24 protein-coding genes are annotated in these 22,975 nt (G+C 70.9%); 8 read left to right on the top strand and 16 right to left on the bottom strand.

From position 1 onward, the window contains the following. Positions 1 to 102 precede the first annotated feature (102 nt). Positions 103 to 1,401 carry an MFS transporter gene (locus HC362_RS11905; protein ID WP_243083935.1) on the bottom strand — a complete coding sequence of 433 codons (1,299 nt, stop codon included), beginning with the start codon at positions 1,399 to 1,401 and terminating at the stop codon, positions 103 to 105. Between the two features lie 190 nt (positions 1,402 to 1,591). Between HC362_RS11905 and HC362_RS11900 the strand changes: the two genes are divergently transcribed. Together HC362_RS11900 and HC362_RS11895 are read left to right on the top strand one after the other, a co-directional pair. Then, positions 1,592 to 2,530, top strand: a complete 939-nt coding sequence (locus HC362_RS11900; protein WP_243088511.1) for a LysR family transcriptional regulator — start codon at positions 1,592 to 1,594, stop codon at positions 2,528 to 2,530. After that, on the top strand, positions 2,527 to 3,450 hold the full coding sequence (locus tag HC362_RS11895) for a class I SAM-dependent methyltransferase (RefSeq protein ID WP_243083934.1): 924 nt from the start codon (positions 2,527 to 2,529) through the stop codon (positions 3,448 to 3,450). Before HC362_RS11900 ends, HC362_RS11895 begins: the two co-directional genes overlap by 4 nt. 182 nt (positions 3,451 to 3,632) lie before the next feature. Here HC362_RS11895 and HC362_RS11890 read toward each other — a convergent pair whose 3' ends face one another. Next, positions 3,633 to 4,445 carry an alpha/beta hydrolase gene (locus HC362_RS11890; protein ID WP_243083933.1) on the bottom strand — a complete coding sequence of 271 codons (813 nt, stop codon included), beginning with the start codon at positions 4,443 to 4,445 and terminating at the stop codon, positions 3,633 to 3,635. A gap of 86 nt (positions 4,446 to 4,531) precedes the next feature. Between HC362_RS11890 and HC362_RS11885 the strand changes: the two genes are divergently transcribed. Together HC362_RS11885 and HC362_RS11880 are read left to right on the top strand one after the other, a co-directional pair. Next, positions 4,532 to 5,662 (top strand): adenosine deaminase, encoded by a 1,131-nt coding sequence (locus HC362_RS11885; RefSeq protein ID WP_243083932.1) that lies wholly within the window; start codon positions 4,532 to 4,534, stop codon positions 5,660 to 5,662. Between the two features lie 208 nt (positions 5,663 to 5,870). Further along, positions 5,871 to 6,308: a hypothetical protein gene (locus tag HC362_RS11880; protein WP_243083931.1), complete on the top strand. Its 438-nt coding sequence runs from the start codon at positions 5,871 to 5,873 to the stop codon at positions 6,306 to 6,308. A gap of 115 nt (positions 6,309 to 6,423) precedes the next feature. Here HC362_RS11880 and HC362_RS11875 read toward each other — a convergent pair whose 3' ends face one another. The 6 genes from HC362_RS11875 to afsQ1 form a co-directional block, all read right to left on the bottom strand. Further along, positions 6,424 to 6,627, bottom strand: coding sequence for a PspC domain-containing protein (locus HC362_RS11875; RefSeq protein ID WP_209265624.1), 204 nt, complete (start codon positions 6,625 to 6,627; stop codon positions 6,424 to 6,426). Positions 6,628 to 6,743: 116 nt separating this feature from the next. Further along, entirely contained in the window at positions 6,744 to 7,367 is a 624-nt protein-coding gene (locus HC362_RS11870; protein WP_243083930.1) for a VanZ family protein, read from the bottom strand. Between the two features lie 145 nt (positions 7,368 to 7,512). After that, complete coding sequence (locus HC362_RS11865; RefSeq protein WP_243083929.1) at positions 7,513 to 8,163, bottom strand: hypothetical protein; 651 nt, start codon at positions 8,161 to 8,163, stop codon at positions 7,513 to 7,515. After that, positions 8,160 to 9,875 carry a HAMP domain-containing sensor histidine kinase gene (locus HC362_RS11860; RefSeq protein ID WP_243083928.1) on the bottom strand — a complete coding sequence of 572 codons (1,716 nt, stop codon included), beginning with the start codon at positions 9,873 to 9,875 and terminating at the stop codon, positions 8,160 to 8,162. Before HC362_RS11860 ends, HC362_RS11865 begins: the two co-directional genes overlap by 4 nt. After that, positions 9,872 to 10,030, bottom strand: a complete 159-nt coding sequence (locus HC362_RS11855; protein WP_243083927.1) for a hypothetical protein — start codon at positions 10,028 to 10,030, stop codon at positions 9,872 to 9,874. Before HC362_RS11855 ends, HC362_RS11860 begins: the two co-directional genes overlap by 4 nt. 68 nt (positions 10,031 to 10,098) lie before the next feature. Continuing rightward, complete coding sequence (gene afsQ1, locus HC362_RS11850) at positions 10,099 to 10,776, bottom strand: response regulator transcription factor (RefSeq protein WP_209243345.1); 678 nt, start codon at positions 10,774 to 10,776, stop codon at positions 10,099 to 10,101. Positions 10,777 to 10,979: 203 nt separating this feature from the next. On the opposite strand from afsQ1, the gene HC362_RS11845 reads away from it, so the two are divergent. Continuing rightward, positions 10,980 to 11,936: a SigE family RNA polymerase sigma factor gene (locus HC362_RS11845; RefSeq protein WP_243083926.1), complete on the top strand. Its 957-nt coding sequence runs from the start codon at positions 10,980 to 10,982 to the stop codon at positions 11,934 to 11,936. 190 nt (positions 11,937 to 12,126) lie between these two features. Here the strand turns inward: HC362_RS11845 and HC362_RS11840 are convergent, their stop codons facing one another. The 3 genes from HC362_RS11840 to HC362_RS11830 all read right to left on the bottom strand — a co-directional run bounded on the left by HC362_RS11840 (position 12,127) and on the right by HC362_RS11830 (position 13,769). Next, positions 12,127 to 12,663 (bottom strand): hypothetical protein, encoded by a 537-nt coding sequence (locus HC362_RS11840; RefSeq protein WP_243083925.1) that lies wholly within the window; start codon positions 12,661 to 12,663, stop codon positions 12,127 to 12,129. A gap of 28 nt (positions 12,664 to 12,691) precedes the next feature. Beyond that, positions 12,692 to 13,039 (bottom strand): hypothetical protein, encoded by a 348-nt coding sequence (locus HC362_RS11835; protein ID WP_243083924.1) that lies wholly within the window; start codon positions 13,037 to 13,039, stop codon positions 12,692 to 12,694. A 127-nt stretch (positions 13,040 to 13,166) separates the two neighbouring features. Next, complete coding sequence (locus HC362_RS11830) at positions 13,167 to 13,769, bottom strand: ATP-binding protein (protein ID WP_243088510.1); 603 nt, start codon at positions 13,767 to 13,769, stop codon at positions 13,167 to 13,169. 305 nt (positions 13,770 to 14,074) lie between these two features. Between HC362_RS11830 and HC362_RS11825 the strand changes: the two genes are divergently transcribed. Then, the gene (locus tag HC362_RS11825) at positions 14,075 to 15,163 is read left to right on the top strand and encodes an S-(hydroxymethyl)mycothiol dehydrogenase (RefSeq protein ID WP_243083923.1); all 1,089 of its coding nucleotides are present in this window, start codon (positions 14,075 to 14,077) and stop codon (positions 15,161 to 15,163) included. Next, on the top strand, positions 15,163 to 15,768 hold the full coding sequence (locus HC362_RS11820; protein ID WP_243083922.1) for an MBL fold metallo-hydrolase: 606 nt from the start codon (positions 15,163 to 15,165) through the stop codon (positions 15,766 to 15,768). Before HC362_RS11825 ends, HC362_RS11820 begins: the two co-directional genes overlap by 1 nt. A 119-nt stretch (positions 15,769 to 15,887) precedes the next feature. On the opposite strand, the gene HC362_RS11815 is transcribed toward HC362_RS11820, so the two are convergent. Both HC362_RS11815 and HC362_RS11810 read right to left on the bottom strand, forming a co-directional pair. Continuing rightward, entirely contained in the window at positions 15,888 to 17,975 is a 2,088-nt protein-coding gene (locus HC362_RS11815; RefSeq protein ID WP_243083921.1) for an NACHT domain-containing protein, read from the bottom strand. A 100-nt stretch (positions 17,976 to 18,075) separates the two neighbouring features. Further along, complete coding sequence (locus HC362_RS11810) at positions 18,076 to 19,287, bottom strand: pyridoxal phosphate-dependent aminotransferase (protein WP_243083920.1); 1,212 nt, start codon at positions 19,285 to 19,287, stop codon at positions 18,076 to 18,078. Positions 19,288 to 19,376: 89 nt separating this feature from the next. Here HC362_RS11810 and HC362_RS11805 point away from each other — a divergent pair, with 89 nt between their 5' ends. After that, the gene (locus tag HC362_RS11805) at positions 19,377 to 20,075 is read left to right on the top strand and encodes a helix-turn-helix domain-containing protein (RefSeq protein WP_243083919.1); all 699 of its coding nucleotides are present in this window, start codon (positions 19,377 to 19,379) and stop codon (positions 20,073 to 20,075) included. Between the two features lie 8 nt (positions 20,076 to 20,083). Here HC362_RS11805 and HC362_RS11800 read toward each other — a convergent pair whose 3' ends face one another. The 3 genes from HC362_RS11800 to HC362_RS11790 form a co-directional block, all read right to left on the bottom strand. Next, positions 20,084 to 20,413 carry a hypothetical protein gene (locus tag HC362_RS11800; protein WP_243083918.1) on the bottom strand — a complete coding sequence of 110 codons (330 nt, stop codon included), beginning with the start codon at positions 20,411 to 20,413 and terminating at the stop codon, positions 20,084 to 20,086. Between the two features lie 238 nt (positions 20,414 to 20,651). Further along, the gene (locus tag HC362_RS11795; RefSeq protein WP_243083917.1) at positions 20,652 to 21,545 is read right to left on the bottom strand and encodes an aldehyde dehydrogenase family protein; all 894 of its coding nucleotides are present in this window, start codon (positions 21,543 to 21,545) and stop codon (positions 20,652 to 20,654) included. Further along, positions 21,532 to 22,974 carry an aldehyde dehydrogenase family protein gene (locus HC362_RS11790; RefSeq protein WP_243083916.1) on the bottom strand — a complete coding sequence of 481 codons (1,443 nt, stop codon included), beginning with the start codon at positions 22,972 to 22,974 and terminating at the stop codon, positions 21,532 to 21,534. The genes HC362_RS11795 and HC362_RS11790 overlap by 14 nt, the downstream gene beginning before the upstream one ends. Between the last annotated feature and the right edge of the window lies 1 nt (position 22,975).

The following is a 22,975-nucleotide window of genomic DNA, read 5'->3' as shown; positions in this document are numbered from 1 at the left end:
CCAACTCCCGATCGCAGCCTCACGTCTGGGAGCACAACGAGAGGGGCAGGCGAGAGGGCACCTTCCCGGTGGGGACCCCAGCTCAGGCGCGTGCCGGAGAGCTCAGGCGCGTGCCAGAGCCGCCGCGCGCCGGGTCGCGTACAGGGTGATTCCGGCGGCGAGCACCATGGCGCCCAGCGCCAGCGCCACGGTGGCGGCCCAGCCGCCGGCCGCGAACGCCACGGCGCCGAGCGCCCCGCCCAGCGAGCTGCCGATGTAGTAGCTCATCTGGTACAGGGCCGAGGCCTGCGCCGTCCCGTGGGCGGCGGTGTGGCTCACCGAGCCGGAGGCGACGGCGTGTCCCGCGAAGAACCCGGCGGTGATCAGGACGAGGCCCGCGACGACGGCCACGATGCTGTCGGCGAGGCTGATCAGCAGCCCGGCCGAGGCGGTGCCGATGCCCAGGTAGAGCGTGCCGCGCCGGCCGAGCCGCGCGTTGAGCCGGCCCGCCGTCGCCGAGGCGGCCGTCCCCACCAGGTAGATGACGAAGATGGAGCCCACCAGACCCTGGGAGAGTCCGAACGGCTCGGCCACCAGCCGGTAGCCGATGACGGTGTAGACGGCGCCGAACACCGTCATGAACAGCAGCCCGATCGCGTACAGCCGCAGCAGCAGCGGGTTGCCCAGGTGTGCCCGTACGGTCGCGGCGACCCGGCGCGGGTGCAGGGGCGCGGGGGTGAAGTGCCGGGCCGGCGGTACGAGGATCCGGAAGGCGACCGCGCACAGCAGCGAGGTGACGGCGACGGCGCCCAGTCCGGCCCGCCAGCCCCACGCCTCGGTGATCCAGCCGGTGAGGATGCGCCCGCTCATGCCGCCGACGCTGTTGCCCGCGACGAACAGCCCGACGGCGCCCACCAGGTGCCTGGCCCGCACCTCGTCGGAGAGGAACGCCATCGCCGAGGCGGGCACCCCGGCGACCGCGGCGCCCTGCAGCGTCCGGAGCGCGATCAGCACCGGCAGGCTGGGCGCGAACGGGATGACGAGGGCGAGTGTGACCGCGACAGCCATGGAGACGGTCAGCATCCGGCGCCGTCCGAAGCGTTCGGAGAGCGCGGCCAGTGGCAGCACGGCGACGGCCAGTCCGATGGTCGCGCCGGAGACCGTCCAGCTCGCCTGCGCGGGCGCCGCGTGCAGGGCCCGGGAGATCTCGGGGAGGAGTGCTTGGGTGGAGTAGAGCAGCGCGAACGTGGACAGACCGGCGGCGAACAGCGCCAGCCGCATCCGCCCGTGCCCGGGGTCACCCGGGCTCAGCTTCGTCGCGTCGGAGGTCGCGGGTACGGCGTCGGAGGTCGCGGATACGGCGGGGGCGACAGCTGAGGCGTCCACCTGCTCGGTGGACGCCCCGGTATCAACAGCGGGCATGCCTCGAACGTACGACCCGGCATTTCATCCGTCCAATGCATGAAAGTGCGACAATCGATCCCCTGATGCATCACCGCAGCTAGCCGCCTTCCGTGGGAGCCTCGTGTCACCGTCACGCAACAAGAAAGACACCTCCGTCACACCGTCACCAGGCACCGCGGCGCTCTCCGCCTTCTCCCTCGCCCCACGTCTGGCACAGTTCGCCGCCGTGGCCCGCCACGAGCACGTCACCCGCGCCGCGGGCGAACTGGGCATCCCGCAGTCCTCGCTCAGCCGTGCACTCGCCCGGCTGGAGGAGGACCTGGGCGTCGCCCTGTTCGCCCGGCACGGCCGTACGCTCTCCCTCACCCCCGCGGGACGGACCTTCCTCGCCTCGGCCGAACGCGCGCTGACCGCCCTCGAACAGGGCGCCGAGGCCGTACGGTCCGACGCCGACCCCGCCACCGGCAAGGTCGCCTTCGGCTTTCTGCACACCCTCGGCTGGGAGACGGTCCCCGAACTGCTGCGCGCCTTCCGGGCCGACCACCCGCGGGTCCGCTTCGCGCTGGTGCAGAACTACGGTGACGCCATGCTCGAGCGACTCCGCGCCGGCGAACTGGATCTGTGCCTCACCTCGCCCATCCCCGAGGCCCCCGACCTGGTCGCCCGGCGCCTGGACGAACAGCGGCTGCGGCTGGTCGTACCGGACGACCACCGGCTCGCGGCCCGCAAGCGGGTGCGGCTGGCCGAGGCGGCCGAGGAGTCCTTCGTGACCCTGGAGCCCGGCTACGGCATGCGGCGCATCCTCGACACCCTGTGCGCCGAGGCCGGGTTCACGCCCCGGATCGCCTTCGAGGGCGAGGAGGCCGAGACCATCCGCGGCCTGGTCGCAGCCGGGCTCGGCGTCGCCCTGCTGCCACCGCCCGTCTTCCCCCGGCCCGGGGTGCGCGAGCTGACCGTCACCGCGCCGCGCGCCGTCCGCGAGATCGGGCTCGCCTGGCCGGCCGGGCGCCCCGACACCCCGCCGGTCGCCGCCTTCAAGAAGTTCCTGCTCAGCCGCAGAGGCCAGCTCCTGCGCACCCAGTCGGCCTCCGGCCCCGATTCCGCACCTGCCCACCCCGCCGGTCCACGCCCCCAGGAGGCACCGTGACCCCGCACGAGCACTCGCACCCCCACCCCCACCCCCACTCCCACGGGGCCGGGCCCGGATCCGGGCCCGGTTCCGCCACCGAACCCGACTGGGAGGCGCTCGGCACCCACCTCGAACGCGAGGCCGAGCTGCAGGCGGCGTTCATCGAGGAGGCGGCCGCCTGGCTGCGCGACCTGCTCTGCCATCGGGACGTCACCCGGGTCCTGGACCTGGGCAGCGGCCCCGGTGTCACCACCACCGCGCTGGCCCACGCCTTCCCCGGTGCGGAGACGGTCGCCGTCGACAGCACCCCAGGGCTGCTGGAGCGGGCCCGTGCCCGCGCCGAACGCGAGGGACTGGCCTCCCGTATCGCCCTCCGGGAGGGCGAACTCCCCGCCGACCTGCCCGGCCTGGGTACCGCCGACCTCATCTGGACCAGCAACGTCGTCCACCACCTCGGTGACCAGCGCGCGGCCCTGGAGAGCTTCGCCTCGGCGCTGCGCCCGGGCGGCGTACTGGCGGTGCGCGAACGGGGACTGCCCACCCGCTTCCTGCCCCGCGACATCGGCATCGGCCGCCCCGGACTGCAGGCGCGGCTGGACGCCGCCGAGGAGGACCGGTTCAGCGAGATGCGCGCCCAACTGCCCGGCCACACCCGCACCGTCGAGGACTGGCCCGCGCTGCTCGTCGCCGCGGGGCTCGCACCCACCGGCAGCCGTACGTTCCTGACCGACCTGTCCGCACCGCTGGACCCCGTGGCCCGCGCCCACGTACGCGACCGGGTCGAACGCTCCCGTGAGGGCCTGGCCGACAGCCTCTCCGCCGAGGACCTGGACACCCTCGACGCCCTGTTGGACGACGCGTCCCCGGACGGCATCCTGCGCCGCCCGGACGTCTTCTTCCTGACGGCGACGACGGTCCACACGGCGGCCCGCACGTAGGGCTCGGGCGACCCGTCAGGGGCGCGGGGAACTGCTCCCCCCGGACTCCGTCAGGGAGGTGCCTCCACAGCCACCACGCACGGGCGGCCTGCGGTCGGCGGAGGAGGCACCCCCGTACCAGCGCACTGGGAGGGGGGAGTGAGCCGAAGCGTCCCGTAGCGCGCTGTGGCGCGCCGCAGCGCCTACCGCAGGTTCTTGCCGAAGCCGCTGGCCAGCGGCATCCGCAGCCCCAGGGGCGGGGGAGCGGCCAACGCGTCGGTCAGCGGGCGGCACAGATCGCCACCGCAGAGGGTGCCCAGGACGAAGTCCTGGGTGAGCGCCGCGACTTCGGCGGCGTACCCGCGCAGCCCGTGTCCGTCGGTGTGCACCTCGAAACGGCACACCTGCGCGTTGACCTTCTTCGCGCGCTCGGCGAGGCGGAAGGAGAGCTCGGGTTCGCACCGGGTGTCGTTCGTCCCGTGCACGATCAGCACATGGCGGCCCCGCAACTGCTGCACCGGCTCCTCGTCTCCGCCGTCCACGGGCACGGTTCCGGCCCCCTCCGCGGGCTCGCACAGCAGGGGTCCCAGGGCCGCCACCGAGGCCACCGCCTCGTGGCCGGCCGTGCGCAGCGCCGCCAGGGCACCGATATCGGTGCCGACCAGGCAGACGGGTACATCCCCGTACCGCCGTGCCACCTCCTCCACAGCGCTGAGCGCGTCGGCCGCGCACTCGGCCGCCGCTCGGCTCACGGCCCCGCTCCCGTTCCCGCCCCGGCCGCCGTGCCGGTAGTGCACGATGTGGGTGACCACGGGGTCGTCGTCCGAGGTGGCGCGCGCCAGCCGGCGGGCCAGCGGTACCGCGGAGACCGTGGCGGCCAGCGCCGCGCCCCGGCGCGTTCCGCCCGTCCGCCCACCGCCCGGCAGTACGAGGACGACGGCGTGCGGGGCCCTTCCCACGGCCCCCCGGGGCCGTCCCAGTCGTGTCTCCCTCTCGGGCAACGCTCGCTGAGCCATGGCGCAACAATGGCACGCCCTCGCGCGTTCGTAAGGCGGTTCGCAAAGCACATGCGTTCTACGCGCGTAGGCGCTACAGTGCCGTGATGGCAAGCGATTCCCCGAACACCGTCCCCACCCGGGAGCAGATCCGCCGCGCACCCAAGGTCCTGCTCCACGATCACCTCGACGGCGGGCTGCGCCCCGCGACCATCGTCGAGCTGGCCCGCGAGACCGGCTACGACGCGCTGCCGGAGACCGACGCGGAGCGGTTGGAGGTCTGGTTCCGCGAGTCCGCCGACTCCGGCTCGCTGGAGCGCTATCTGGAGACGTTCACGCACACGGTCGGCGTGCTGCAGACGCGTGACGCGCTCTTCAGGGTGGCCGCCGAGTGCGCCGAGGACCTGGCAGCCGACGGCGTGGTCTACGCAGAGATCCGCTACGCGCCCGAGCAGCACCTGCTCGGCGGGCTGACCCTCGAGCAGGTCGTCGAGGCCGTCGACGAGGGCTTCCGCGAGGGCGAGCGCCGCGCCCGCGCCGCCGGCAACCGCATCCGGGTCGGCGCGCTGCTGACCGCCATGCGGCACGCGGCCCGCGCCCTGGAGATCGCCGAGTTGGCCAACCGCTACCGCGATCTGGGCGTCGTCGGCTTCGACATCGCCGGGGCCGAGGCGGGCCACCCGCCCACCCGCCACCTGGACGCCTTCGAGTACCTCAAGCGCGAGAACAACCACTTCACCATCCACGCGGGCGAGGCGTTCGGTCTCCCGTCCATCTGGCAGGCCCTGCAGTGGTGCGGCGCCGACCGGCTCGGGCACGGGGTGCGCATCATCGACGACATCCAGGTCGCCGAGGACGGCACCGTCAAGCTGGGCCGGCTGGCCTCCTACGTACGGGACAAGCGCATCCCGCTGGAGCTGTGCCCCACCTCCAACCTGCAGACCGGCGCCGCGCCGTCCTACGCCGAGCACCCCATCGGGCTGCTGCGCAGGCTGCACTTCCGTACGACGGTGAACACGGACAACCGGCTGATGAGCGGGACGAGCATGAGCAACGAATTCGAGCAGCTCGTGCACACATTCGGCTACACGCTGGACGACATGCAGTGGTTCACGGTCAATGCGATGAAGTCCGCGTTCATTCCTTTCGATGAACGTCTCGCCATGATCAATGACGTGGTCAAGCCCGGATACGCCGCGCTCAAATCCGAATGGCTTTTTCAGGAAAACCCCCGCTGACCCCGGGTGACCAGCGGTTCAGCCGTCGTCGCGCCTCGCGCGCGGGGCGGCTGAACTCACTCGGAAGGCCCCTTTGAAGCAGTGTGAAACGACGACTTACGGCGCCGTCGGCGTGTTTGCGGCTCCTCGGAATTCCTGGCTACGTTCGCCGGGCTGCTCAAGCCCCCTCCGGGCTGCTCAAGCCCCCGTTCCGAGGACGTAAACACTGATGAAGCAGGTAGCCAAGAAGACCCTGGGTGTCGCCGCGATGAGCGCGGCGGTCGTCGCGGCGGGCGCCGGTACCGCCAACGCGCTCCCCCTCGACACGCTCGGTACCCCCACCGATGTGCTCGGCTCCAAGGCGGTCAGTGCCAGCGGCCGCGCCCTCGGCCCGGTCGCCAAGAGCGCCGCCATGACCGCCGGCAAGACCCTCAAGGAACTCCCCCTGGAGGAGGCCACCCAGGGCCTCCCGGGCGGCCTCTCCCAGCCGGTGGGCGTCGCACAGGAGGCCCTGGCCGGGACGCTGACCGGCACCCCGCTCGACGGCACCGAGACGGTGGCCAAGCACGCCCGCAAGGCGGCCAAGGGCAAGAGCTCCAGCCCGGGCGGCGGCATGATCGGCGGCCTCCCGCTGGGCAAGGCCCTGCCGATCGGCGGTTCGCACTGAGCGAGCGCCCCGTGTGTTCCTGAAGCGCGGACGGCGGGTGCCCTGTGGGCCACCCGCCGTCCGCGCTGCCCTCACTCCCGGGCGCCGGCCACCAGGAGCCGTTATGAGGAGTCCGCTACCAGGCGGAACTGTGGGTGCGGCCCTCCTCCGGGAGCAGAATCCACAGCGCCAGGTAGACGAGGAACTGCGGCCCCGGCAGCAGACACGAGGCGAGGAAGATCACCCGCATCGTGGTGGGTGTGGTGCCGAACCGGCGGGCGAGCGCGGCGCACACGCCGCCGATCATCCGGCCTTCGGTGGGGCGGGCAAGGGTGGACATCAGGACGGCTCCTTCGCTGTCCGGTCTGTACGGCGCTTCGGGTTCGCCGCGCGGTACGGCTGTCGTCGCCGTACCACCTTCGACGGTAGACCGGACTTCCCGGGCGAAACCTCGCCTCAGGGTGCCATTCCGACCCTGGTCGTCCTCGGGGTCGAACCCTGACTTTTCTCCTTCCGCGCGCCGGGCCCGCCCCGGGGCGCGGCGGCATTCGACCGCTGCTCCCGCTCGCCGAGCCGCTCGCCGAGTCGTTCGCCGTGGCCCCCGTAGTCGCCGTCCCGGTGCCGCAGCCAGCGGCGCAGCGGCGGGAAGAGCAGACCGGCCGAGAGCGCCACGCCCGTGGTGTTCAGCAGCACCGAGTCGATGTTGGCCACATGCCCCGGCACCCCCGTCTGCGCCAGGGTGAGGACGACCGACACCATCGCCCCCGCGAAGACCGTACGTGCCACGGTGCCCGGCAGCCGTCGATGCAGCCGCCCGGTGGCCAGCGGCAACAGCACCCCGAACGGCGCCAGCAGCAGCAGTCCGCCGCCGATCCCCTCCAGCGTCGCGCGGGGCCCCTCGGCCAGGTCCGAGCGGATGGTGGCCAGCGGCTGCAGGTTGGCCGGCGCCACCCAGGGCACCGCCAGTGGGCGCAGCGTCAGCCAGCCGACGAGACACAGATGCGCCGCCAGCAGGAGGAGTCCCGCGAGGCGGATTCGGGTGGCGGAGGAGGTCGGGCCGCCGGAGCCTAGGCGCTGCACGTCATGGAGGACGCCGACGTGTTCCGCTGTGGTTCCGGGGCGGTGTGCCGAGCAGGTCATGGCTGTGTCACACGACGGTTCCGCACCGTGCTCCACCCGGCGCCCCGTGACGCGTGCGGCGCGTGCGACGCATGCGACGCATGCGTCACAGGTGGGTGCCCGCCGTCTCGGCGGACTGGGGGTGGGTGCGCAGCGCGGAGCCGCACTCGTAACGCCGGAGCGGCGAGCCGTCCCCGTCGTTCCCGCTCCCGTCCCCGTTCCCGTCCCGCTCGCCGCTGTCGGCGGGTCCGCCCAGGACCACACCGCCCTCGGCGTCGGCGGCCGAGGTGTCCGCGTAGGTGCACACGATCTGCGCCAGCGCGTACGGCGGCAGCTCGTCCAGCGGCTCGCTCAGCCGCAGCGCCTCGTCCGGGTCGTCGGTCGTGCCCTTGCTGATCGTCAGCCTCCTGGGGACGGCCGTCTCGAAGCCCGCCGACTTCTCGACGGTCTGCGGCGGCTTCCTCAGCTCGTTCAGCAGCTTGCGGGCCACCGGAAGCCGCTCCGCGGAGGAGCGCCCGCCCGGCATCCGCACCTCCCGCTCGACGGGCGAGACGCGCGAGCCGCACACCAGATAGACCCGGACGACGGAGGCGGAGCCGCCTCCGTCGGGGCTCTCGCGGTCGTCCGGCAGCACACAACCCACTCGGGAGGGCGCCGCGCCGGCGTCCACCGGTACGGAAGTGGCGCGGATGCCGCAGCCGGTGGCCAGCGAGGCCAGGACACCCAGCAGCGCGAGCGCGGCAACACGGCCCTTCATCGCTCGTCCCCCTCCCCGCGATCCCGCGCCTGCGGGTCGCCCGGTTCGTCGTCCGGCCCGCTGTCCGGCCGGCCGTCCGGGCCTACGCCGCTGCCACCGCTGCCGCTGTCGTTCCCGTCGTCGTCGCCGTTGTCGTCGCCGTCGCGATTGCGGCGGCCGCTCCCGCTGTTCTCACCGTTGTCGCCGTTCTCGCCGTTCTCGTGTTCCTCGGCGATGCGGCGGGCGTCGCGGGGGAGGCGGAGGGTGAAGACCGCGCCGCCCTCGCCCTCGGGTGCGTTGTGCGCGGTGATCTCGCCGCCGTGGATGTGGGCGTTCTCCAGCGCGATGGACAGGCCCAGGCCGCTGCCCTCGGAGCGGGGGCGGGAGGCGCTGGCCTTGTAGAAGCGGTCGAAGACATGCGGAAGCACGTCCTCCGGGATGCCGGGCCCCTGGTCGGCGACCTCGATCAGCAGCGCGTCGTCCTCGGTGCGCACCGAGACCCGCACCGGGGAGCCGCCGTGCTTGAGGGCGTTGCCGATGAGGTTGGCGAGGATGACATCCAGGCGGCGCGGGTCGAGCCGCGCCATGATCCCGCGGTCCGCGTCCAGTTCGACCGCGTCCAGCCAGGCGCGGGCGTCGATGCAGGCGGTCACCTGGTCCGCCACGTCCACGTCGTCCAGCACCAGCTTGGCCGTACCCGCGTCGAAGCGGGTGACCTCCATCAGGTTCTCCACCAGGTCGTTGAGCCGCCGGGTCTCGCTCACCACCAGCTGTACGGCGGGCGCGATCATCGGGTCGAGGTTGTCCTGCTCCTCCTCCAGCACCTCGGTGACCGCGGAGATCGCCGTCATGGGCGTACGCAGCTCGTGCGACATATCGGCGACGAAGCGCCTGCTGGACGCCTCCCGGGCGCTCAGCTCCGCGACCCGCTGCTCCAGCGAGGCCGCCGCGTCGTTGAACGTACGGGACAGCTCCGCCAGCTCGTCCGTGCCCGAGACCCGCAACCGGGTCTCCAGCTTGCCCTCGCCCAGCCTGCGCGCCGCCTCGCCCAGCCGCCGTACGGGCCGCAGTACGGTCGTGGCGGCGGCCTGCGCCAGCAGCATCGCGCCGATCAGCGCCAGCGCGGTGGCGATACCCAGCGACCAGGCCAGCGAGTTGAGGTCGTCACGCTCGGGCCGTAGGGACTTGAGCAGATAGCCGGTGGGCGTCGGCTCCTCGCCGATCACCTTGGCGCCGCCGACCAGGTACGGGTCGCCGTCCAGCGTGATCCGCTGCCAGTACAGGTGGTACGGGTGCTTGTTCTTCTTGTCGACGGAACGCTTCTTGGCGACGGCGCTGCGCAGCCGCTCGGGGACGTCCCCAAGGGTGAAGTCGTCCTCGTTGGAGGCCGCGGCGCACCTCTTGCCGTCCTCGGTGCGGTCGATGAGCAGCACCTGGTAGTTCTGCGAGCTGCGCGCCATCTTCGCGGCCGCCTCGCGCAACTCCTGGCAGCTGAGCTTGCGGGGGAGGTTGCCCGCGTTGTCCTCCATGGCCTTGCGGAAGTCGTTGAGGGCCGCGTTCTGGGCACGGGTGAGGACCGCGTCGCGGTTGAGCCAGTAGGCGATACCGGAGGCGGAGACGGCGGCGGTGAGCGCCACCAGCGCGAAGACGACGACCAGGCGCAGCCGCAGGGTGGGCAGTACCCCGGCGAGCCGGGTGCGCAGGCGCTCGCCGAGAGAGGGAGCGTCGGTCACTCGCCGGTCCCGTCCGCCGCGGCGGCGTACGCCTTGTCCCCGTACGCCCTGTCCCGGCACGCCGTGGTCCCGTTGGCCGTACGCGCCGACACGGAGGTTCCGGCCGACACCGCTGTTCCCGTCGGCACCAGGGCCCCCGTTGTTCCCGTCGACACCACTGCCCCTATTGCTCCCGTCGACACCGCTGTCCCCGTCGGCACCGCGATTCCGTTCGTACGTCGGGTCACTGCGGGGCGTCCAGTCGGTAGCCGACGCCGCGCACGGTGCGGATCAGGGTGGGGGAGGAGGGCACGTCCTCGACCTTGGCGCGCAGCCGCTGCACACAGGCGTCAACCAGCCGCGAGTCGCCGAGGTAGTCGTGCTCCCACACCAGCCGGAGCAACTGCTGCCGGGAGAGGGCCTGCCCCGGCCGTCTGCTCAGCTCCAGCAGCAACCGCAGCTCGGTCGGCGTCAGTTGCAGGTCCTCGCCGTTCTTGGTGACCGTCATCGCCGAGCGGTCGATCACCAGCGAGCCGAACGTCGCCGAGTCGTTGGACTCCCGTTCGCCGCGCCGCATCACGGCACGGATGCGCGCGTCGAGCACCCGGCCCTGGACGGGCTTGACGACGTAGTCGTCCGCGCCCGACTCCAGGCCCACCACGACGTCGATGTCGTCGCTGCGCGCCGTCAGCAGAATGATCGGCAACTGGTCCGTGCGGCGGATGCGGCGGCACACTTCGAAGCCGTCGATGCCGGGCAGCATCACGTCCAGCACGATCAGGTCGGGGCGCTGCTCGCGCAGCAGTTTCAGGCCGTCCTCGCCGGACGCGGCGGTCACCACGCGGTGCCCCTGGCGGGTCAGACCCATCTCCAGGGCGGTACGGACAGCGTCATCGTCCTCGATCAGCAACAGGAAAGGCACGCGCGCCATTCTGGCCCATGGCGCCCCCATACTTCGACCGGCGGTCGTCGCAGGGCAGCGACACGCCCCCCGGCCTGCGCGTTGTGTGGCTCGCCGTCCCTTGTGACACCGCTGTGACAGACGGGGGACCTGGCGATGAAATCAGGACGGCAGTGTGTACGGGGTCAAGCAAGCGATCGGGTTCTGCTCCGAGGGGGCGCGAGATGAACACACTGCACGGCACCAACACGAGCGCAGTCCTTCACACGCGTCTGCACCTCCCTTCGGTTCCCGCTTCTTCGAACCGGTCCGGTTCGCAGAGCCGGCCGGGCGAGAAGTCCGGCGCCGAGACGGGTACCGCCCTGCTGGAGCGGGGCCGGGAGCTTGTAGGTGGGCGAGGATGCGCTCGCGGTGCCGGACGTGTGCGGCCGCGGACCGTCTTCGGCCCCGCCGTCGAGGGGCTCCGGGGGGACGCTCCTGGGGGGAACACGGGGGAACAGAGGGAAACCCGAGGGGAGACGGGGAACACGGGGGACACGGGGGAGAACGGGAGCGAGGGGAACTCCCGTAGGAGTGGCGATTACAGGGAGGCGGCCGTTCTCGGCACCGCCGGGGCATACGTGGGGGACGCTGCCTCGAACGGGGAGACGGACGCGGACGCCGAGGCGGCGTTCACCGCGTACGTACGCGAACGCCGGGCCTCCCTGTACGCCACCGCCTACCACCTGACCGGCGACCGGTACGAGGCCGAGGACCTGCTGCAGAGCGCGCTGTTCTCCACGTACCGGGCCTGGGGCCGGATCAGCGACAAGGCCGCCGTCGGCGGCTACCTGCGGCGCACCATGACCAACCTGCACATCAGCGCCTGGCGCCGCCGCAAGCTGAACGAGTACCCGACCGAGGAACTGCCCGAGACGGCCGGCGAGCAGGACGCGATGCGCGGCACCGAACTGCGCACCGTCCTGTGGCAGGCTCTGGCCCGCCTGCCCGAACTCCAGCGCACCATGCTGGTGCTCCGCTACTACGAGGGCCGGACCGACCCGGAGATCGCGGACATACTCGACATCAGCGTCGGCACGGTCAAGAGCAGCATCTGGCGCTCCCTGCGCCGCCTCCGCGACGACGAGGTCCTCAGCTTCGGCCGCAACCAGGAAGAAAGCTTCGACGAACTGGTCGCCTGACCGCGACCACTTCGCCGAGAACGATCGCCCGCCCCCGCGGGGACACGGGGCCGGGCGATACGGGGGAAAACGGGGGAAGGGGAAAGGGAAAAGGGGAAACAGGGGGCAACGGGGAACACTGGGGGGACAAAAGGAGCGGTTCCGGCGAGGGTCACACCCTCCCCGGAACCGCTCTCGTCTTTGGCAGACCTCAGTATTCCGAAGCTTCTATGGCGCAGAGCCCGAAGGGTTCGAAAACCGGGACAAGTCGTCGGAGATACCAGCCGAAGTCGCAGAAGGTGGAGCCCGACAGAACCCTGCGATTCACCTCCGCCGCGAAGGAAATCGTCTTCCGTCCCGGCTGGAAGAGGAAATCGCCGCCCGTGCCGTGTCGGTCGAGGATTCCGGTGATCCCGAAAGTGGTGGCGGACCGGTCCGCCTCAGCTGCCAGTTCCACCACCCGGCCCAGCCGTTCCACGTCGGTACGCCGCCAGTCGAACATGCCGTCCTCGTCCAAGACGTACGAGACGGCGCCCTCAAAGTCGAAACACACCCCGTGTTGGAGGAGTTGATGGACTCCGGCGTACACTCCGACTTCTTCGGCGAACGTGAAGTCGATATCCGCTGAACGACTCATCTCTAATCCTGGGGAGAATGAACCCCTGCTGGAAGTGGATATGTTGGCGAGGTCGAATTCAACCTCGCAGTGCTTTCGGTCATGGAGTGAGAATCGATGGTCCTCGTCCACGGCCATTGCCGTGCTGCGGATCGAGAGGCTAACTTGGCGAGGACTTGCGCACGAACTCCTCGAGCCACTCTTCAAACTGTTTTTTCCCGTGCAGTGGAGTATCGGGACTCATGAGAAGATCAGCCCCGCTGAGTTGGTCCAAAGCAGTCCACACGGCTTCGTCGTCGAGTTCCGGCGAGTCGCTCTCCATTATTTCGAGCGCCCAAGTAGAGACCTCTTCAGCCGAACATTCACCGCTTGCCAATTGCTGAAGCCTGCGTTTCAGTTCGGGGACGGCGATCCCCAGCACTTCGCCGCCCTTGCCGGCACCCGGTCCGTAGTCGGAGCTGGTGGCGTGATTCACGCGGGTGTGAACCGGGCGTTCGGAAGAGGACATCGGGGCGGCCTCCGGCGGCTCGACTGACGCGGAACTGTTGTACCGCGAAAGCATCTGAGTGTAGTTGCCCCGTCACCCGAAAGAGTGTGAACTGGTCGGCGGAGCGCGACCGCGAGGGAGCGCACAGTCAGGAACGTGGGGTTCCGTCTGGGGGCAGGGAGGTCGCTGCGCGGAGGTCGGTGATGCGCGCTGCGGCTTGGGGGTGGGCGCAGGGGTGGGCGCCCAGGGCGTGGTGGCGGGCGACGATGGCGGGTTCGGCGCGCAGGAGGCGGAGGCCGCGGGTGAGGAGGGTGGGGAGGGGCTTGCGGGACTCGCGGATGTCACGGACCAGCCGGCGGCGGAAGGTCGTCAGGGGGTGGCCGCGCAGGCAGATGGCGTCGGCGAGCAGGCCGAGGGCGGCGCAGCGTGCGGTGATGTCGGCGGCGAAGATGCCCTCGGCGATGAAGAGCGGGGAGCCGGCGAGATCCAGCTGCTCCTCGCCGGTACGGGTGCTGCGGGAGATGTCGTAGAGGGGGACCGTGGCGGTGCCTTCGCCGCAGAGGCGGGTGATGGCGCGTATGGCGGCGTCCGCGTCCCAGGAGAGCGGCGAGTCCCAGTCGACCTCGGTTCCGACGAGGGGGAGGGTCGGGTCGTCACCCTCCTTGTAGAAGTCGTCCAGGCGCAGGACGGGGAGCCCGCTGCGCGCCGCCAGTCGGGTCTTGCCGGAGCCGGAGGGGCCCGTGAGCAGGATGACCCGGGCGGTGGTGGCGGGGGCCGCAGCGGGTGCCGGGACCGCGGGGGTCGCTCGCTCGGGTACGTCGCATACGTCGCTGGAGTCGGTCACGGGCAACCATTGTCCGGCATCCACCGGGTGGAATCGAAGGCGCGTGCGGCAACCCAGGGGAAGCGTGTGCGGCGATCGCGGGTAGCGGTCCGTGAGATGGACGCGGCTGAAAATCGTCCGCACCGACGCGCGTCCGCCCCTCCCGGAAACCGTTCCCGAACAGCGAGAATGGCGCCCCACAGCAACCCGATGGAAGAGGGAGGCCCGCACGTATGGCTCAGGAAGTACGCGGGGTCGTCGCGCCGGGTAGGAACGAGGCGGTGCGGGTCGAGACGATCGTCGTCCCCGACCCGGGCCCCGGCGAGGCAGTCGTTCAGGTACAGGCATGCGGCGTGTGCCACACGGACCTGCACTACAAGCAGGGCGGAATCAGCGACGACTATCCCTTCCTCCTCGGACACGAGGCGGCGGGCGTCGTGGAGGCGGTCGGCGACGGGGTGACGGACGTCGAGCCGGGCGATTTCGTGATCCTCAACTGGCGTGCCGTGTGCGGACAGTGCCGGGCCTGCAAGCGCGGGCGGCCGTGGTACTGCTTCGACACCCACAACGCCGAGCAGAAGATGACCCTCAAGAGTGACGGGCGCGCGCTGGAGCCGGCCCTGGGCATCGGCGCCTTCGTGGAGAAGACGCTGGTAGCCGCCGGGCAGTGCACCAAGGTGGACCCGGCCGTCTCGCCCGCTGTCGCCGGGCTGCTGGGGTGCGGCGTGATGGCCGGGATCGGCGCGGCGATCAACACCGGGCAGGTGACCCGCGGGGACACCGTCGCCGTCATCGGGTGTGGCGGCGTCGGGGACGCGGCCATCGCGGGGGCGCGGCTCGCGGGCGCGGCGAAGATCATCGCCGTGGACATCGACGACCGCAAGCTCACCACGGCGGAGAAGATCGGCGCCACGCACGTCGTCAACTCCGCCACCGCCGACCCGGTCGCAGCCATCCGCGAGCTGACCGGCGGCTTCGGCGCCGATGTCGTCATCGAGGCGGTGGGCCGTCCGGAGACGTACAAGCAGGCGTTCTACGCCCGCGATCTGGCCGGCACCGTCGTTCTCGTCGGCGTACCGACGCCGGAGATGAAGCTGGAGCTGCCGCTGCTGGACGTCTTCGGCCGGGGCGGCTCGCTCAAGTCCTCCTGGTACGGCGACTGTCTGCCCTCCCGGGACTTCCCGATGCTGGTCGACCTCCATCTGCAGGGGCGGCTCGACCTGGGCGCCTTCGTCACCGAGACGATCGCGCTGGACGAGGTCGAGAAGGCGTTCGAGCGCATGCACGGCGGCGATGTGCTGCGTTCGGTGGTGATGCTGTGATGGCGGCCCGTATCGATCACCTCGTCACCAGCGGGGAGTTCCGGCTGGACGGGGAGACGCACCAGGTCGACAACAACGTGTGGCTCGTCGGCGACGACCGGGAAGTCGTCGTCATCGACGCGGCGCACGACGCGGACGCCATCGCGGCGGCCGTGGGCGAGCGGACGCTGCGCGCGATCGTGTGCACCCACGCGCACAACGACCACATCGACGCGGCGCCGGAGCTCGCGGAGCGTACGGGCGCGCCCATTCTGCTGCACCCGGACGACCTGCCGCTGTGGAAGATGACCCACCCGGAACGGTCTCCCGACGGCGAGCTGGCGGACGGCCAGGTGGTGTCGGTGGCCGGTACGGAGCTGACCGTGCTGCACACTCCGGGCCACGCGCCGGGTGCCGTCTGTCTGTACGCGCCGACGCTGGGCACCGTCTTCACCGGCGACACGCTCTTCCAGGGCGGCCCGGGAGCGACGGGGCGGTCCTTCTCCGACCATCCGACCATCGTCCGCTCGATCAAGGAGCGGCTGCTGACGCTGCCGCTGGAGACCGTCGTACGGACGGGGCACGGGGACAGCACGACGGTGGGGGAGGAGACCGCGAACGTCTGATACCCGGCCGGCCGCCGTTGTCCGTCATGGGCAGCGGCGGCCGGGCCCTCGAACGGGGGGAGAACCAGGCCCTCGATGAGGGCGGGAAAGGGGTCACCAGCCGTTCGCCCGAGCAGCCGTCACGATGCCGCCTGTCTTGCCGGCTCGGGCGCAGGGCGCGCCGACGCCTGTGACGGATGGTCCTTGAGCCAGTCCTGCAACTCCCGGTGCCGGAATTGGTAGGCGAGACCTTCGACCCTCATCAGCCCCGCGTCGCAGCACCAGTCGAGGAACGGTCCGAGTCGCCACGGCAGCCCCTCCATGTGCATACGGAACGCGAGGTATCTGCGGCAGCCGCGGGTGGCGAAGACGAACGCCGGAAACCCGATGATGCCGATGCCGTAGCCGTAGCCCGACCACGACTGGAATGACTGGGACAGCAGCGCGCCCAACGCCAGGGAGGCGGCCACCATCGTCATCACACCGAGGCGGAATTCCGCGCGCAGCGGGTCACGGGGTCCGGTCACCGCGGACTGCGGATGTTCGGCCACCGGCCTCGAGGCGAAGAAGACGGCCAGCAGCAGGAGATAGCTCACCGCGGCGGCCAGGCCCAACTCGAGTCGCTCGAAACCGAAGACGTACGTCCACAAGGGCACGCCGAGGACCACGCCGACGCAGCCGAAAAGGAAGTTGATGTGCTGCGGTGGCCGTAGCAGCCGTCGCCATTCGAGGCGGCGCGGCATGACGCCGTAGACGCCGCCGGACAGGAAGTAGCCGAACTGGGCCGTGAGAAGGACTCCCACCGCAGCGTACGTGGTGTCGGGGATACGAGTGCCGTACCTGCTCGTGACCACGATACTGACCAGCGGAGCCAGCATCCACAGAACCGCGTCGTTGGTGAAGGACTTCTTGTCGAACAGCCAGAGCCGGTGCAGCACCAGGTCGGTACCGGACACGACGTGGTCGCCGACGTGTCTGCCGCTGTTCTCCCGCAGGTAGCGGGCGAGGGTGGCCAGCCACGCCTCCACCTTCACGGCGTCGCCCTTACGGCTCGTCCATAACCGTACGCCGGGCGGGCGGACGGCCTGGTTCGCGGTCGCCGCCCGGGTGTAGAGGCCGAGCAGATGGTCGGGGACCTGGTGTTCCGGCATCGACAGCAGTGCGTCCGGGGAGGGAACGGGCCCGTTCCCGTCGTCCCTCGCGGCATAGACGGTGGTCAGCAGTGCCATGCGCCATGGGGTATCCAGCACATGGGCCAGACCTCGCGGCCCACCGCTTTCCTCGTCCCAGGTCAGCGCCTCGGCCACGGCGCGCCATTCCGGTAGCCACTGGCCCGTCTCGTCCTGGAGCCCCGCATCCCGCAGAAAGGCGAGTTGCCGGGCGCTGTCGAGGCGTTGCAGCGTGACCACGGTTGCGTGGGTGAGCCGTGCCGTCCGAGGGAGAGCCCGGTACCTGTCGGAGCGGCACACGACGACCAGCGGGAACTTGCCGACCGTGTCGTCGTATTCCTTCTCGATCTTCCTGAGGGCTTCGCGGGCACGTGACTTCCGCTCGGGTGTGCCCGGCGGGTCCATCTCGTCCAGGCCGTCGAGGATCGGCAGGACCAGCCCGTCCTCCAGCAGTTCTCGTGCGACGGCCCGGCTCGGAACCAGCCTTCGGTCGGCCAGTTCCTCTGCCAGCCACTTCTGGAACGGCCTATCCGTGTTCCACTTCGTCAGGGAGACGAGCACCGGCACCGGCGCCCCCTCGCCGCGGGTCTTGAGGAGGTGATCCATGAGCTGGATGACCGCCACCGTCTTGCCTGCCCCGGCCTTGCCCAGAACGACCAGACGCTTGCGGTGCGCGGGCAGATTCGCGAAGTACTCGCCGAGTGGTTTCTCGGGCTTCGCTTCTGGATCCGCCGCGTCCCGGAAGTCCACCGAGATGGCGTTGCCGGAGCCGGGAAAATAGCCCCTTGGTGCGCCTTTGAGGACTTTTCCGACCTGACGGGTGAAGTCCCGAAGCCGTCGTTCCTGGTCCGTTTCCTCCGCGCGCCTGGCAAGGAGCAGACTGTAGATGCTGGCGGCACCCAGGAGCAGAGCGACCAATGTCGCGATGAGGTCCATGCTCGGAGTTCCGTGCAGCGGGCCGCTGTCACGCAGAAACCAGAGCGCGATCGCGGCGCCGATCGCCGCGATACTCAGGACTTTCCAGATGATTCCGCGGTAGGCGTTCCCTCGTGGGCTCACAATCCTCAAGTGTGGCGGTCGGCGTACGGAGAGTCACCCGGTTTCGCGCAATCGGAACGCCGGCCGCCTCACGGAACGCCGGCCGAGCCGCGGTACAAATCTACTGTTTGTAGCTCTCCAGGAAGCGGCCGATGCGGGAGATCGCCGCGTCGAGGTCGTCCGCACGCGGCAGTGTGAGGATGCGGAAGTGGTCGGGGTGGGCCCAGTTGAAGCCGGTGCCCTGGACGACCTGGATCTTTTCGCGGAGCAGCAGGTCGAGGACGAAGCGCTCGTCGTCGTAGATCTTGTGGACCTCGGGGTCCAGCCGGGGGAACGCGTACAGGGCGCCCTTGGGCTTCACGCAGCTGACGCCGGGGATCTCGTTCAGCTTCCGCCAGGCCACGTCACGCTGCTCGTGCAGCCGCCCGCCGGGCAGTACCAGGTCCTCGATCGACTGGCGGCCGCCCAGTGCGGCCTGGATGGCGTACTGGGCAGGCGCGTTGGGGCACAGCCGCATGGAGGCGAGCATGCCCAGGCCCTCCAGGTAGTCGCGGGCGTGCTGTTTGGGCCCTGAGACCAGCAGCCAGCCGGAGCGGAAGCCCGCCACCCGGTACGCCTTGGAAAGGCCGCTGAAGGTGAGGCAGACCAGGTCCGGGGCCAACGCCCCCACATGGTGGTGGACGGCGTCGTCGTAGAGGATCTTGTCGTAGATCTCGTCGGAGAAGACCATCAGCCCGTTGCGGCGGGCCAGGTCGAGGATGCCTTCCAGCAGCTCGCGCGGGTAGACGGCGCCGGTGGGGTTGTTGGGGCTGATGATGACGACGGCCTTGGTACGGGGCGTGATCTTCGCCGCCATGTCGTCCAGGTCGGGCAGCCAGTCGGCCTGCTCGTCGCAGACGTAGTGCACGGCCTTGCCGCCGGCCATCGTCGTCACGGCCGTCCACAGGGGGAAGTCCGGTGCGGGGATCAGGATTTCGTCGCCGTCCTCGACCAGGGCCTGTACGGCCATGGAGACGAGTTCCGAGACGCCGTTGCCGAGGTGGACGTCGTCCACGTCGGCCTCGGGGAAGCCGCGCTGCTGGTAGTGCTGGGCCACCGCGCGGCGGGCCGGGAGGATGCCGCGCGACTCGGTGTAGCCGTGTGCCTGGGGGAGCATCCGCACCATGTCCTGGATGATCTCCTCCGGCGCCTCGAACCCGAACAGCGCTGGATTGCCGGTGTTGAGGCGGAGCACGCTGTGGCCTGCCTCCTCCAGCGCGTCGGCCTGTTCGATCACCGGGCCGCGGATCTCGTAACAGACCTCGCTGAGCTTGTTCGACTGCCGGAACTCCATGGTGCCCCGCCCTCCTGGTCCACATCTGGCTACTTGGTTCTACCAAGCTGGCACTTGGAAAGTCCAACTTAATGTCTAGACTGAGCGGCATGCCGAGCCACGCGAGTACGAGCGAGAGAACGACGAACGCCGGGCGGTCCCGGCGCAGTTACGACCAGTTCTGCGCCATGGCGCGCGCCCTCGACTCCGTGGGGGACCGCTGGACCCTGCTCATCGTCCGCGAACTGCTGGCCGGCCCGCGCCGCTACACCGATCTGCACGCCGACCTGCCCGGCGTCAGCACCGACGTACTGGCCGCGCGGCTCAAGCACATGGAGGGCGAAGGGCTGGCCGAACGCCGCCGCCAGCCCCGCCCGGCATCCGGTTACGTCTACGAACTCACCGAGCGCGGCCGCGCGCTGCTGCCCGTACTGACGGCCCTCGCCGACTGGGGCGCCCCCGCGCTGGGCAAGCCGCGCGCCACCGACGCCGTGCGCGCCCACTGGTGGGCACTGCCCCTGCGGGAAGCGGTACGCCGCGCCCTCGGACACGAGACGGCGGCGCTGGTCGACGTCGTACTCCCCGAAGGGGCCTTCCATCTGCGGCTGGGCACCGGCGAGATCCAGGACGCGCCCCTCTACGGCGAGGGCCCGGCCCCGGAAGGCGCACAGCTGCGCCTGGAGCTGGACGCGGAGACCTGTGCGGCCCTGGCCGACGGCTCCCTGACCCTGCCGGACGGCGTACGAACGGGAACGGTACGGGTGGCGGGGGTGGAGCGGCTGGCGCGTGCGGTGACGGCGGCCGGGTAGGGGGTCGCTCACGGAGAGGGGGTCGCCGGACCCGGGGCGCGCAGGCCCTCGAGGATGAACCGCAGACTGCGCTCCCACTGTCGTTCCCCGGCGTGGAGGCCGAGCGTGTGCTCGCCCGTCGCGGCGGCGGCGAAGAGGAAGGCGACGTCCTGCCAGGCGGTGTCCGGACGTACGACTCCGGCCTCCTGAGCCCGTGTCACCAGGCGGCGTACCGCCCTGCGCAGCGCTTCCAGCGAGGGAATCCGCCTGGCGTCGGCGCGCGGCGCTGCCCCGACGCGTCGGTCAGCAGGCGGTCCACTGCGCGGCTCGGCCGGCTCATGGGCCGACTCCAGCGACAACTGGACCACTCCTGTCCGGTTGGCTGGGGCCGCGACAGCTCAACCGGACAACACCTGTCCACCTGTACTTCGCCACCCCGTCCCGGACTCCGCAACCGGCATGCGGTTGCACCGTCTTCTCGGCACGATCAGCCACCCGGCAGCCACCGGCACCCGCCAGACACCGGCCTGACGGGAGCCGATGCCGACGAAGGCCACCCGGCGAGGCGGCCGACAGCCGGGGCGGCCCCCGCCCGGCTCAGGCGCCGATCGGGTGCCAGACCGTTTTGGTCTCCAGGAAGGCCGTCATCCGCTCCAGTCCCGGCTCGGCCGCCCAGTCGTGGCCGTCGTCCGGCCGCAGCACACGCTTCAGGTTCTCCGCCGCGGCGCCCTCCAACTCGGCGGCAAGCTCGGCGTCCGGGCCCGCGCCCGCCAGGTCGATGGCGTTCACGTCCTGGTGCGCGGCCAGCGGGCGGGCGAGTTCGGCCGTGTCACCGGAGAGCACGTTGACCACGCCCCCTGGCAGGTCCGAGGTGGCCAGCACCTCGCCGAGGGAGAGCGCGGGCAGCGGCGCGGCGTGCGAGGCGACGACGACCGCCGTGTTACCGCTGACGATCACCGGTGCCAGCACCGACACCAGCCCGAGCAGCGACGAGCCCTGCGGTGCCAGCACGGCCACCACACCTGTCGGCTCCGGCGTCGAGAGGTTGAAGAACGGCCCCGCGACCGGGTTGCCGCCGCCCACCACCTGGGCGAGCTTGTCCGACCAGCCCGCGTACCAGACCCAGCGGTCGATCGCCGCGTCCGTCCGCGCCTGTGCCTTCGCCTTCGACAGCCCCTCGGCCGCCGCCACCTCGGCGGTGAACTGCTCGCGGCGGCCCTCCAGCATCTCCGCGATCCGGTAGAGGATCTGCCCCCGGTTGTAGGCCGTCGCGCCCGACCAGCCGCCGAACGCCTTACGGGCCGCGACCACCGCGTCCCGCGCGTCCTTGCGGGAGGCGAGCGGGGCATTGGCCAGCCACTGGCCGCTCTTCGCGTCCGTCACCTCGTACACCCTGCCGCTCTCGCTGCGGGGGAACTTGCCCCCGACGTACAGCTTGTAGGTCTTCAGCACGGACAGCCGCGCGCTGCTCCGCGTTTCAGGCGTGCTCAAGGTAAGCCTCCAGACCGTGCCTGCCACCCTCGCGGCCGTAGCCGGACTCCTTGTAACCGCCGAACGGCGAGGTCGGATCGAACTTGTTGAACGTGTTGGCCCACACCACACCGGCCCGCAGCTGGTTGGCCAGCTTCAGGATGCGCGAGCCCTTCTCCGTCCAGATACCGGCGGAGAGGCCGTAGGGCGTGTTGTTGGCCTTGGCGACCGCCTCGTCCGGCGTACGGAAGGTGAGCACCGACAGCACAGGGCCGAAGATCTCCTCACGGGCGATGCGATGCGCCTGGCTGACGCCCGTGAAGACCGTGGGCGCGAACCAGTAGCCCTCACCCGGCAGCTCGCACGGCGGCGACCAGCGCTGGGCACCCTCCGCCTCGCCCGCCTCGGCCAGCTCGGTGATCCGGGCCAGCTGCTCGGCGGAGTTGATGGCGCCCACATCGGTGTTCTTGTCCAGCGGATCACCCACCCGCAACGTCCCCAGCCGCCGCTTGAGCGCGTCCAGCAGCTCCTCCTGGACCGACTCCTGGACCAGCAGCCGGGAGCCGGCGCAGCACACCTGCCCCTGGTTGAAGAAGATCCCGCCGACGATGCCCTCCACCGCCTGGTCGAGGGGCGCGTCCTCGAACACGATGTTCGCGCCCTTCCCGCCCAGCTCCAGCGTCAGCCGCTTCTCCGTCCCGGCCACCGTCCTGGCGATCTGCTTCCCCACGGCGGTCGACCCGGTGAACGCCACCTTGTTCACATCCGGGTGCCCGACCAGCGCCGCACCGGTCGCACCATCACCCGTGACGATGTTGACGACGCCCTTGGGCAGCCCCGCCTGCCGGCAGATGTCCGCGAAGAACAGCGCCGACAGCGGCGTCGTCTCGGCGGGCTTGAGCACCACCGTGTTGCCGGCGGCCAGCGCCGGAGCGACCTTCCAGGCCAGCATCAACAGCGGAAAGTTCCACGGGATGACCTGCGCTGCGACCCCCAGCGGACGCGGCTCCGGCCCACAGCCCGCATACGCCAGCTTGTCGGCCCACCCCGCGTAGTAGAAGAAGTGCGCCGCCACCAACGGCAGATCGGCGTCCCGCGTCTCCCGGATCGGCTTCCCGTTGTCCAGCGTCTCCAGCACCGCCAGCTCACGCGCACGCTCTTGCACGATCCGCGCGATCCGGAACAGATACTTCGCCCGCTCGGCCCCCGGCAACGCCGACCACGCCCCGAACGCGGCCCGCGCAGCCCGCACCGCCGCGTCGACATCATCCGCGTCCCCGTAGGCGACCTCGGACAACACTTCCTCACTCGCCGGCGCCAGCGTCTTGAACACCTTCCCGGCCGCCGCCTCCCGGAACTCCCCGTCCACGAAGAGCCCGTACGACGACGCGATCTCGACGACGGACCGGGACTCGGGCGCGGGCGCGTAAGCGAACAACTTTGCGTTCATC

The sequence above is a fragment of the Streptomyces sp. 891-h genome (genome assembly GCF_022760275.1).
Lineage (GTDB): Bacteria > Actinomycetota > Actinomycetes > Streptomycetales > Streptomycetaceae > Streptomyces > Streptomyces spirodelae.
This window is presented reverse-complemented; position numbering and strand designations above follow the sequence as displayed.